12 protein-coding genes, 1 tRNA gene and 1 pseudogene are annotated in these 10,366 nt (G+C 67.7%); 9 read left to right on the forward strand and 5 right to left on the reverse strand.

Going from position 1 to position 10,366, the window contains the following annotated elements; genetic code table 11:
- Positions 1-226 (reverse strand): hypothetical protein (locus tag ACT6XY_RS21105; RefSeq protein ID WP_444750277.1); only part of this gene is annotated, 226 nt, incomplete at its 3' end.
- A 248-nt stretch (positions 227-474) separates the two neighbouring features.
- Between ACT6XY_RS21105 and ACT6XY_RS21110 the strand changes: the two genes are divergently transcribed.
- The 4 genes from ACT6XY_RS21110 to ACT6XY_RS21125 all read left to right on the forward strand — a co-directional run bounded on the left by ACT6XY_RS21110 (position 475) and on the right by ACT6XY_RS21125 (position 2,805).
- Complete coding sequence (locus ACT6XY_RS21110) at positions 475-1,296, forward strand: ion transporter (protein ID WP_444750278.1); 822 nt, start codon at positions 475-477, stop codon at positions 1,294-1,296.
- A gap of 107 nt (positions 1,297-1,403) precedes the next feature.
- Positions 1,404-1,769: a phasin gene (locus tag ACT6XY_RS21115; protein ID WP_444750279.1), complete on the forward strand. Its 366-nt coding sequence runs from the start codon at positions 1,404-1,406 to the stop codon at positions 1,767-1,769.
- Positions 1,770-1,942: 173 nt separating this feature from the next.
- Positions 1,943-2,467: a phasin gene (locus tag ACT6XY_RS21120; RefSeq protein ID WP_444750280.1), complete on the forward strand. Its 525-nt coding sequence runs from the start codon at positions 1,943-1,945 to the stop codon at positions 2,465-2,467.
- A 261-nt stretch (positions 2,468-2,728) separates the two neighbouring features.
- A tRNA-His gene (locus ACT6XY_RS21125) sits at positions 2,729-2,805 on the forward strand.
- 126 nt (positions 2,806-2,931) lie between these two features.
- Here the strand turns inward: ACT6XY_RS21125 and ACT6XY_RS21130 are convergent.
- Together ACT6XY_RS21130 and ACT6XY_RS21135 are read right to left on the reverse strand one after the other, a co-directional pair.
- Positions 2,932-3,138 (reverse strand): hypothetical protein, encoded by a 207-nt coding sequence (locus ACT6XY_RS21130; RefSeq protein ID WP_444750281.1) that lies wholly within the window; start codon positions 3,136-3,138, stop codon positions 2,932-2,934.
- A 96-nt stretch (positions 3,139-3,234) separates the two neighbouring features.
- Complete coding sequence (locus ACT6XY_RS21135; RefSeq protein ID WP_444750282.1) at positions 3,235-3,450, reverse strand: hypothetical protein; 216 nt, start codon at positions 3,448-3,450, stop codon at positions 3,235-3,237.
- Between the two features lie 372 nt (positions 3,451-3,822).
- Here ACT6XY_RS21135 and ACT6XY_RS21140 point away from each other — a divergent pair, with 372 nt between their 5' ends.
- Positions 3,823-4,128 carry a hypothetical protein gene (locus tag ACT6XY_RS21140; protein WP_444750283.1) on the forward strand — a complete coding sequence of 102 codons (306 nt, stop codon included), beginning with the start codon at positions 3,823-3,825 and terminating at the stop codon, positions 4,126-4,128.
- A 62-nt stretch (positions 4,129-4,190) separates the two neighbouring features.
- On the opposite strand, the gene ACT6XY_RS21145 is transcribed toward ACT6XY_RS21140, so the two are convergent.
- Positions 4,191-5,621 (reverse strand): aldehyde dehydrogenase family protein, encoded by a 1,431-nt coding sequence (locus ACT6XY_RS21145; RefSeq protein ID WP_444750284.1) that lies wholly within the window; start codon positions 5,619-5,621, stop codon positions 4,191-4,193.
- A 211-nt stretch (positions 5,622-5,832) separates the two neighbouring features.
- Positions 5,833-6,927: a TRAP transporter substrate-binding protein gene (locus ACT6XY_RS21150; RefSeq protein ID WP_444750285.1), complete on the reverse strand. Its 1,095-nt coding sequence runs from the start codon at positions 6,925-6,927 to the stop codon at positions 5,833-5,835.
- Positions 6,928-7,169: 242 nt separating this feature from the next.
- On the opposite strand from ACT6XY_RS21150, the gene ACT6XY_RS21155 reads away from it, so the two are divergent.
- The 4 genes and pseudogenes from ACT6XY_RS21155 to ACT6XY_RS21170 form a co-directional block, all read left to right on the forward strand.
- Positions 7,170-7,964: a helix-turn-helix domain-containing protein gene (locus ACT6XY_RS21155; protein ID WP_444750286.1), complete on the forward strand. Its 795-nt coding sequence runs from the start codon at positions 7,170-7,172 to the stop codon at positions 7,962-7,964.
- A gap of 74 nt (positions 7,965-8,038) precedes the next feature.
- Complete coding sequence (locus ACT6XY_RS21160; protein WP_444750287.1) at positions 8,039-9,202, forward strand: acyl-CoA dehydrogenase family protein; 1,164 nt, start codon at positions 8,039-8,041, stop codon at positions 9,200-9,202.
- Positions 9,199-9,846, forward strand: coding sequence for a glutathione S-transferase family protein (locus tag ACT6XY_RS21165; protein ID WP_444750288.1), 648 nt, complete (start codon positions 9,199-9,201; stop codon positions 9,844-9,846). The genes ACT6XY_RS21160 and ACT6XY_RS21165 overlap by 4 nt, the downstream gene beginning before the upstream one ends.
- A 276-nt stretch (positions 9,847-10,122) precedes the next feature.
- Positions 10,123-10,366: pseudogene (locus ACT6XY_RS21170) on the forward strand (acyl-CoA carboxylase subunit beta); the annotation flags it as partial.

A 10,366-nucleotide genomic window follows, 5' to 3' on the forward strand; every position in this document is an offset into this window, starting at 1 on the left:
GGGCGAGGCGGCCGATCTGGGCCGCGAAGGCATGGGTCGCGCCATAGTCGCGATCGAGAGCGGCGGCGAGGCCGCCTGCGCCCATGGCGCGCGCGCCGGTGGTATTGGCCACCACCAGGCGGCTCGCATCCGACGTCCACAGCCACCACGGGCCGGGTTCCGCCATCAGGCGGGCGACGTCCGGCTCAGCCAGGATCGCCGACAGGTGGGGGAGCGGGGATGTCATGCGGTCGATCCCGGGCACGAGATGCGGCGTGCCCGATCCGGCACGCGCCATTGGTAAATGATCTGTTGAGGGATTGTGTCGGAACAGAGCCGAAACGTCCACGCCAGGAGGGCGCTTCCGCCACGTCAACCCGTAGTTAGGGTTAATCCGGACCCGAGGTCATGCCCTTCTCTGCCCGCGCTGCCGTGGCGGTAGTCAAGAACCCGTGTTAGGCAAGGTAAATTCCGCCTCCGGGACCCATCTCGCCCATGATTGCCAAGCTGCGCGCCCTCATCGAGCACCCGCGTTTCGAAACCGCCATCATCGTCCTCATCATCATCAACGCGATCTCGCTGGGGCTGGAGACCAGTCCCGCGGTGATGGCGCAGATCGGCGGGGCCCTCACCACCATCGACCACGTGATCCTGTCGATCTTCGTCGCCGAGATCGTCGCGCGGATCGCGGTCAGGCGTGGTGCCTTCTTCCGCGACCCCTGGAGCCTGTTCGACCTCTTCGTCGTGGGCATCGCGCTGGTGCCCGCCACCGACAGCCTCTCCGTGCTGCGCGCCCTCAGGATCCTGCGCGTCCTGCGCCTCGTCACCGCCGTGCCCTCGCTGCGCCGCGTCGTCGGCGGCCTCATCGCCGCCATGCCCGGCATGGGCTCCATCGGCCTCCTGCTCGGTATTATCTTCTACGTCTTCGCGGTCATCGTGACGAAGCTCTACGGCCAGGCGCTGCCCGACCATTTCGGCAGCATCGGCGCCTCCACCTACACGCTGTTCCAGGCCATGACTTTCGACGACTGGTCCGGCGGCATCGTCAAGCCGCTGACCGAGAAGGGCTTCACCTACAGCTGGTTCGTGATGATCACCTTCATGGTGATCACCGCCTTCATGGCGCTGAACCTCTTCATCGGCGTCGTCGTCACCGCCCTCGACGCCGAGACCGACGAGGGACAGCCGAAGCTCACCCATCCCGCCGGTGCCGACGCCGAGCTGCGCGCCCGGCTCGACACCATCGTCGCCGAACTGGCACACGTGCGCGGCGAGCTGGCGCGGCTCCGCCCCCCGGGGGAAACCACCGGCGGATGAGATCCACAGGGCATTCCGCGGCGTAACAGCGTAGAGCTTTCGCCCCGGTCGCGCGAAGGCCTATGATGCCGCTGCCGCCGCGAGCGGTCGCGATTCGGGAGGTTTGCATGCCCGGCAAGACCCCTGGGGCCTACGACATTCCGCAGGAGATGCGGGAGTTTGCCGACAAGAGCGTCGAGCAGGCGCGAAAGGCCTTCGACGGCTTTGTGGGTGCCGCCCAGCGCACCGTCTCCGCCATGGATGCCTCGGCCGGTTCGGTGAAACCCGGCGACGTCGGTCGCAAGGCCATCGCTTTTGCCGAGACCAACGTCGCGGCCAGCTTCGACTATGCCCAGCGCCTGGTTCAGGCCCGCGACATGGCTGAGGTCATGGATATCCAGACGCGCTTCCTCCAGGACCAGATGAAGGCCATGGAGCAGCAGGCGCGCGAACTGGGCCATGCCCTCGCGCCGAAGGCACCCGCGAAGGACTGATCTGTCCCACGCTTTGTGCGACGCAATATTTTATTGCATCGCACCATGGAATCCCCTATATTTCGCTGCGTGATGGTCTGCGATCGATATGCGGACCGGCTCGTCGCGCCACCTCCAGCGGGGAAGCGGAAGCGGCGACATACCGTTCTAGCGTCCCCGCGAGGAGGCCCATCATGAGCCAGGCTGCAAAAGCGCCGAAGACCGACAAGCCGGCGACCGCCGCGATTTTCCCGTTCCCGACCTTCGATCTCACCAAGTTCGAGATGCCGAAGTTCGACAGCGCCCCCTTCGACTTCAGCAAGGTCGAGGTTCCCGCCGCCATGCGCGAGGCGGCCGACAAGGCCGTCGCCCAGATGAAGGACGGCTACGCCAAGATGAAGGCGGCGGCTGAAGAGACCACCGACCTCGTCGAGGACACCTATTCGACCGCGACCGCCGGCATGAAGGACTTCAACCTGAAGGCCCTCGAAGCCGCCCGCGTCAATATGAACGCCAGCTTCGACCATGCCCGTGACCTCATGGGCGCCAAGTCGCTCGCCGAGATGATCGAGCTGCAGACGGCCTATGCCCGCAAGCTGTTCGAAACCTTCCAGGCCCAGGGCAAGGACCTCTCCGCCATCGCGCAGAAGACCGCCACCGACACCGTCGAGCCGGTCAAGGAGAAGGTCGGCAAGGTTCTCAAGACCGCCACCGCCTGATCGGGTCGCCGCCCCTCGGGGCGGCCCCCTCCACGATCTCCCCGACCGCGTCTTGCAGCCGCGGTCACACCTCGAAGCCCGGGCCCGCGCCCGGGCTTTTTTCTCGGCAGCCCGCCTCGGCGGAGCCGAAATCTTTCGTCCGTTCAAGGCTTTGCGAAAATCGTCCCGCCTGCGCGGAAGGGCGCCTCCAGCGCCTTGCATTGCCGGTCCCTTCGGACTAGGTTGCGCGCCGCTCCGGAGGTTTTCCTCCCATGGGCATGTGCAGCCGTAGCTCAGTTGGTTAGAGCGCCAGATTGTGGCTCTGGAGGTCCCCCGTTCGATCCGGGGCGGCTGTACCATTCTCCGCCACCGAATTCTCCGTCACGGAAATTCCTGCCCGAAGACGGCTCCGTTCCGCCTGTCGCGCATGCGAAAGCGCCGGGGCGTTGGCCCCGGCGCTCGGTAGTCTCGATGGGTGGTTGGCTTCAGAAATTGCCGCCCTGCAGCTGGTTGTTCGGGGCCTGCTGGGCCTGCGAGGCCGGAGCCTGGTAGGCGCGGCGGGCGGTGAACTCGCGGGGCGACTGCGTCTGGTACTGCGTCACCGTGTTGCGCTCCGTGGCCTCGACCTGGGCGAAGGCGGGGGCGGCGGCGAGGGGGGCCAGCAAGGTGGCGGCGAGGATGATCTTCTTCATGACATGTCTCCTTCAGATGTCCGGCGGGCTCTCATGTCCCTGCCGGTCGGGGGTAGGGGCGGGCGGGCCGATGCCCGCCCTGCCCATGGGGTCGGATCAGAAATTGCCGGACTGACCCTGGCGGTTGATCTGGCTCTGCTCGCCGCGGTTCAGGGCGGCGGGAACCTCGAGGACGCGGCGGGAGGTGAACTCGCGCGGGGTCTCACGGGCCGGGGTGACGGCGACGTTGGCCGAGGCGTCGACCTGGGCGAGAGCCGGAACGGCGGCAGCGAGGGGGGCCAGCAGGGTGGCGGCGAGGATGATCTTCTTCATGACGTACTCCAGTCGGAACCGGGCGGGGAGGGACACGCGCCACCCGGAAGGTGTTGGTGTGTCGGCGGGAGGTGTCCGCCGTCGACACCGGTGAGATGGACCTGCCGGCGTTCACTTGCCAATCACGAACTTGAGAAAATGCAATAACTGACGCAATCGGATGGTTGCATCGTTGCATACTCGCATTTTCGTGAGCATGGGTCGCGGGCCTGTGATCGGTGACCTCTTGCGGTGCCAGCCTACCCGCACCACGGCCGCGGGCCTTTTGGAGGTCGGGAGCGCCTCTTCTCCGGAACAAATGCCGCGGCGCGCCGCTTTTTGGGCATGGGTTTCGCCCGGAAGCCCGGACACAGCGATGCGGAGACCAGAGCGATGGCGGATGAAAGCGTGCGGACCGTGGTGGCGAGCTTCGCGACCCGCGAGGCGGCGGAGACGGCGGTCGAGCACCTCGTCCAGCAGCACCGGATCAACCGGGCCGACATCTTCGTCGAGCCCGAGGGTGCGGAGAACTCGGCAGGCACGGACCCGGCCGGTGCCGACAAAGGCGCGCCTGGCGTGAGCGGCGGTCCCGCCCTGCACGGGCGCCTGCGCCTCTCCGTCGATCTCAGCCGCGGTCACATCGCCGAGGTGGAAACGGCCTTGCGCGAACTCGGGGCCGCCGAGGTCGGCTCGCACTGAGGGCCGAACGCAAAAGGGCGGCCCGGAGGCCGCCCTTCGCATGTCGCAACCGGAAATGACGATCAGGCGGCGCCGTAGCCGACCGTGCCCTTGATCTCGAGGAACTCCTCGAGGCCGAACTCGGCATATTCGCGGCCGTTGCCGGACTGCTTGTAGCCGCCGAAGGGCGCGCCGGCGTCCCAGGCGGGGTAGTTGATGTAGACGTTGCCCGAGCGCATCTGCGCGGCGAGCCTGCGCGCCTTCTCCAGCGAGCCCGACTGGACGTAGGAGGCGAGGCCATAGGGCGTGTTGTTGGCACGCTCGACGATCTCCTCCTCGCTGTCGTACGGCAGGATCGACAGGACGGGCCCGAAGATCTCTTCCCGCGCGATGGTCATGTCGTCGGTGACGCCTGCGAAGACGGTCGGGCGCACATAGTAGCCGCGGTTGAGGCCCTCGGGACGTCCGGTGCCGCCGGTGACGACCTCCGCGCCCTCCTTGATGCCGCTCTCGATCAGCTTCTGGATCTTGTTGAACTGCACCTCGCTGACGACGGGGCCCATCCAGCTCTCCTCGGAGGAGGCCGGGCCGACCTTCAGCTTCTCGGCGGTCTCCTTGGCGACCTGCTTGGCCTCGTCGTGCTTGGCGGCCGGGACGAACATGCGCGTCGGCGCATTACAGGACTGGCCGGAGTTGCGCATCATGCCCTCGACGCCGAGCTTCACCGCCTTGGCGATGTCCGCATCGGGCAGAATGATGTTGGCCGACTTGCCGCCGAGCTCCTGGTGGACGCGCTTCACCGTGTCGGCGGCCGCCTTGGCCACCAGGACGCCGGCGCGGGTCGAGCCGGTGAAGGACACCATGTCGACGCCGGGATGGCGGGCGATCGCCTCGCCCACCGTCGGGCCGTCGCCGTTGACGAGGTTGAACACGCCCTTCGGCACGCCGGCCTCGTGCATGATCTCGGCGAAGATGATGGCGTTGATCGGCGCGATCTCGCTCGGCTTCAGCACCATGGTGCAGCCGGCGGCCAGCGCCGGGGCGACCTTGCACATGATCTGGTTGATCGGCCAGTTCCAGGGCGTGATCATGCCGACGACACCGATCGGCTCCTTGGCGATGAGCGTCGTGCCGCGAAGCTCCTCGAACTCGAAGTTCTCGAGCGTCTCGATCATCTTCGACAGGTGTGCGGTGCCCATGCCCGCCTGGGCGGTGTGGGCGAGTTTCTTCGGCGCGCCCATCTCGCGCGACAGGGCGTCGGCGACGTCGGCGAAGCGCTTGTTGTAGACCTCGAGGAGCTTGCGCATCAGGGCGAGGCGCTCCTCCTTGGTGGTCTGCGAGAAGGTCTTGAAGGCCTCGCGCGCCGCCTTCACCGCCTTGTCGACATCGGCCTCGCTGCCGAGCGCGATCTGCGTGAAGGCCTCTTCCGTGGAGGGATCGATCACGTCGAGGGTCGCGCTGCCGGTCGGGGCGACCCATTCGCCGTTGATGTAGAACTTGAGATTGTTGGACATCGATGTCGTCCTTTGCGGATGCAAGACGGAGCCGGACCCCGAACGGGACCGGGCCGGGGGCGCAAACTGCCACCGATCGCCCGTCCAGCGCCAGACCCGGAGCCCGTTGATTCCGGCAGGGCTCCCTTTCCGGCCTTTCCGGCCCCCCAAACGGCCGAGAGGCCGCGCCCTTGCGGACGCGGCCTCCCGTCATGGCAGATGTTGAGAACGATCAGCGGCCGGCGCGGGCGCGGGCGCGGATCATGAAGGCATCGTAGGTGAACTCGGCGACCTGCCACCACAGGTACTGCTCCGACCGCGTCGCCTGCATGGCCTCGATGATCTTCTTGAAGTCGGCGTTGCGGGCGCCGATCTCGCCGTAGAGCTGGTTGGCGGCCGTGAAGCAGGCCTCCATGACCTCCTGCGAGAACGGACGCAGCTGCGTGCCGGCAGCCACAAGGCGGCGCAGGGCGGCCGGGTTCTGCAGGTCGTACTTGGCGGCCATCACCGTGTTGGCGGTGGTGCAGGCGTTGGTCAGCGCCGCCTGGTAGGCCTTCGGCAGGGAGTTCCACTTCTCGATGTTGACCATGGCGTGGACGGTCGGGCCACCCTCCCACCAGCCGGGATAGTAGTAGAACGGCGCCACCTTGTTGAAGCCGAGCTTCTCGTCGTCATAGGGGCCGACCCACTCGGCGGCGTCGATGGTGCCCTTCTCCAGCGCCGGATAGATGTCGCCGCCGGCGACCTGCTGCGGCACGACGCCGAGCTTGCTGAGCACCTGGCCGGTGATGCCGGCGATGCGCATCTTCAGGCCCTGCAGGTCGGCGACCGTCTTGATCTCCTTGCGGAACCAGCCGCCCATCTGGGCGCCCGTGTTGCCGGCCGGCATCGCGTAGATGTTGAACTTCCTGTAAAACTCGTTGAAGAGCTCGTTGCCGCCGCCCTGGAACAGCCAGGCGTTCTGCTGGCGGGCATTGAGGCCGAAAGGCACGGCCGTGCCGATGGCGAAGGTCGGGTCCTTGCCGACATAGTAGTAAGAGCAGGTGTGGCACATCTCGACCGTGTTGTTGGACACGGCGTCGAGCGCCTGCAGGCCGGGCACGATCTCGCCGGCGGCAAAGGCCTGGATCTGGAACTTGTTGTCGGTGAGTTCGGCCACCTGCTTGGCGATCGTTTCGGCGCCGCCGTAGATCGTGTCGAGCGACTTCGGGAAGCTCGACGTCAGGCGCCACTTGATCTCGGGCGAAGACTGGGCGACGGCGGGGGCTGCGACGGCGGCGGCGGCGAGGCCGGCACCCGAGGCAGCCAGGAAATTACGGCGTTTCATATCAATTCCTCCAGAAGGGCGGGGCGAATTCTAAAAAGGTCCGCCGAAGCGGGCCATAAGCCGAAGGTTCGGGGGGGCGAGCAACGCTTCCGGCGCAGGGCAGCCGCGCGTGAGTTTTTAGGCTAAGCCGGGGGTGTGGCGGGAATTCGGTCCCATGGCCTGTATCCTTCGGCGCGGTGGCAAGGGCGGGCCCGCGCGCTATAGTCGTGCGCAAAATCATAAGACATTTCCGGAGGACGTACATGCAGGGATCGTCGCGCGACGCCGGGCGCTTCATGCTGGTCGGGCCCGAACGCGTCTTCTATGCGGGTCTTCTCGGCCGGCCGAAGAAGCGCACTCTGGGCGCCCTCATCGTCTTCGCCGGTATGGAGGGACGGCTGAGGCTCTCTGTCGCAGGCGAGCCCGACCGCCTCGTAGAGGCCGCGGTGATGCCGCCCTATCGCGAGCACAGCATCGAGCCCGAGCATCCAAGCGTCGTCGGCGTTCTGGTCGAGCCGGAATCGGTCGATCCCGCCGCGCTGGCGCGGCTGACCGCGACGTTGGGCGCGATGGACGAGGCCGCCCTCGCCGCCATGCTGCGCGAGGCCTGCGCCCGCCTGCGCGCCGAGCGGCCGCGGCACGGCCTGACCTCCGCCGATTTCGACAGGACCGTCTTCGGCGCCCCGCTTCAGCCGCGGGCGCTCGATCCGCGCATCGCGCGCGTGCTGACGGCCCTCGGCGAACGGCCCGGCGAGGCGCTCACCGCCGCCGACTGCGCCGGCCTCGTCAACCTCTCGGTGTCGCGGTTCCTGCACCTGTTCAAGCAGGAGACGGGGATCGCCTTCCGCGCCTGCCGGGCCTGGAAGAGGGCCCGCCACCTGCTCAATTTCGCCAACGAGACCATCAACATGGCCCATCTGGCGCTCGACATCGGCTATCCCGATTCGACGCACTTCTCCCACTCGATCCGCCGCTTCTACGGCCTCCAGCCGCGCGCCATCTTCTCGGGATCCCGCGAACTCGAGATTTTCCGGGGCGCCCCGGCCCTCTCGGCGTGACCAGTTCACGCAAGCCGGCGGGGACGCGCCGGTCCTAGCCTGCCGCGGGACCACCACCGGAGCCGGATGCCGCCATGCTGTTCACCACCGAGCACGACGAGGTCAGGCGCAGCCTGCAGAAGCTGATCGCCACCGAGATCAACCCCCATGTGGACGCCTGGGAGGCCGAGGGTCGCTTTCCCGCCCATACGGTGTTCAGGAAGCTCGGCGATGCCGGCTATCTCGGGCTCAACAAGCCGGTCGAATACGGCGGCATGGGACTCGACTATTCCTACGCCCTGCTGATGGCCGAGGAGGTCGGCGGGATCCATTGCGGCTCCGTGCCCATGGCCATCGGCGTGCAGACCGACATGGCGACGCCGGCCCTCGCCCGCTTCGGCTCCGACCACGTCAAGCGCGAGTTCCTGGCGCCCGCTGTGTCCGGCGAGCAGGTCGCCTGCATCGGCGTCTCCGAGCCGGGCGCGGGCTCCGACGTCGCCTCCATCAAGACCACGGCCCGCTCCGACGGCGACGACTACGTCATCACCGGCGGCAAGATGTGGATCACCAACGGCGCCCAGGCCGACTGGATCTGCCTCCTCGCCAACACCGGCGATGGGCCCGCCCACCGCAACAAGTCCCTCATCTGCGTGCCCATGAAGGAGAAGGGCGTCACCGTCGCACGCACCCTCGACAAGCTCGGCATGCGCGCCTCCGACACGGCGCAGATCTTCTTCGACGAGGTCAGGGTGCCGAAGCGCAACCGCATCGGCGAGGAGGGCAAGGGATTCACCTACCAGATGATGCAGTTCCAGGAGGAGCGGCTCTGGGGCGCCGCGGCCTGCCTGAAGCCGGCCGAGTGGATCATCGACCAGACCATCGAATACACCCGTGGCCGCCAGGCCTTCGGCAAGTCGATCCTCGACAACCAGGTGGTGCATTTCCGCCTGGCCGAGCTGAAGACCGAGGTGGAGCTGCTGCGCTCGCTCATCTACCGCGCCGCCGAGCAGATGATGGCCGGCGAGGACATGACGACGCTGGCCTCGATGGCCAAGCTGAAGGCCGGCCGCATCGGCCGCGAGATCTCAGACGCCTGCATGCAGTACTGGGGCGGCATGGGCTACATGAACGAGACGCCCGTCACCCGCTACTATCGCGACGCGCGCCTGACCTCGATCGCCGGGGGTGCCGACGAGGTCATGCTCTCCATCATCGCCAAGGCCATGGGCACCCTGCCGGGCATGAGCAACCGCCAATGATCCTCTATCACTGCATGTCCGCCCGCTCCTTCCGGCCGCTCTGGACGCTGGAGGAAATGGGCCTCGCCTATGAGCTCAAGGTGCTGCCCTTCCCGCCGCGCGCCTTCGCCAAGGACTATTTCGGCGTCAACGTGCTGGGCACCGTGCCCTTTCTCGTCGACGGCGACACCCGCATGAGCGAATCCGCGGCGATCTGCGAATATCTCGCCGTCCGCCACGGTCCGACGCCCCTCGCGGTGCGGCCGGACGAGGCCGACTACGGCCTCTGGCTCAACTGGCTGCACCAGAGCGACGCAACGCTGACCTTCCCGCAGACACTCGTGCTGCGCTACGGCCGCTTCGAGCCGGCGGAACGGCGCCAGCCCCAGGTCGTCGAGGACTACGCCAAGTGGTTCCACGGCCGGCTGCGCATGCTCGACGCCCATCTTCTCGAACAAGAATGGCTCGCCGGGGGGCGGTTCACCGTCGCCGACGTCGCGGTGGGCTATGCGCTGATGCTGGCGGAGACCATCGGCCTGTCGAAGGACTTCCAGCCCCAGACCGCGGCCTACTGGGAGCGGCTGAAGGGCCGTGACGGCTATCGCCGCGCCCTGGCGGCGCAGGAGAAGGCCGCCGCCGAGCAGGGCGTGAAGCCGGGCTTCTGAGACACTGCCGAGCCCGATGAATGCCCCACCCGCACCCTCCCCGCTGCGCGGGGAGGGGCCTTCGGCGTCGCACGTCGCCACATCGGTCGGGCCAGGCTCGAGCCGCCAGCACGAGGCACGCCGTCGAAGTCCCCCTCTCCTCGCGCAGCGAGGGTGCGGGTGGGGCCTTCTTGGTCCTCCGCACCACCTGCAAACCCCGCATCAGCCACTCCGCACAAGACGACGGGGAGCCGGGCCGCCAGTCTGTCGGAACTTGAGCGAGGAATGAGCCGCGTCATGGCCGTGATCGAGACCCGCATCGCCCCGACGAGCGACGCCTTCGCCGCCAACCGCGAGGCCATGCTCGCCCTGCTCGCCCGCACCGGCGCCCTCGAGGAGCGGGCGCGCCGCGCCTCCGCCGCCGCCGGCCCGCGGTTCCACGAGCGCGGCCAGCTGCTGCCGCGCGAGCGCATCGGCCTCCTCCTCGACCCCGGCGCCCCCTTCCTCGAGCTCTGCGCGCTGTCCGGCTACCTCATGGACA

This window comes from Phreatobacter sp. (genome assembly GCF_052440005.1).
Taxonomy (GTDB): domain Bacteria; phylum Pseudomonadota; class Alphaproteobacteria; order Rhizobiales; family Phreatobacteraceae; genus Phreatobacter.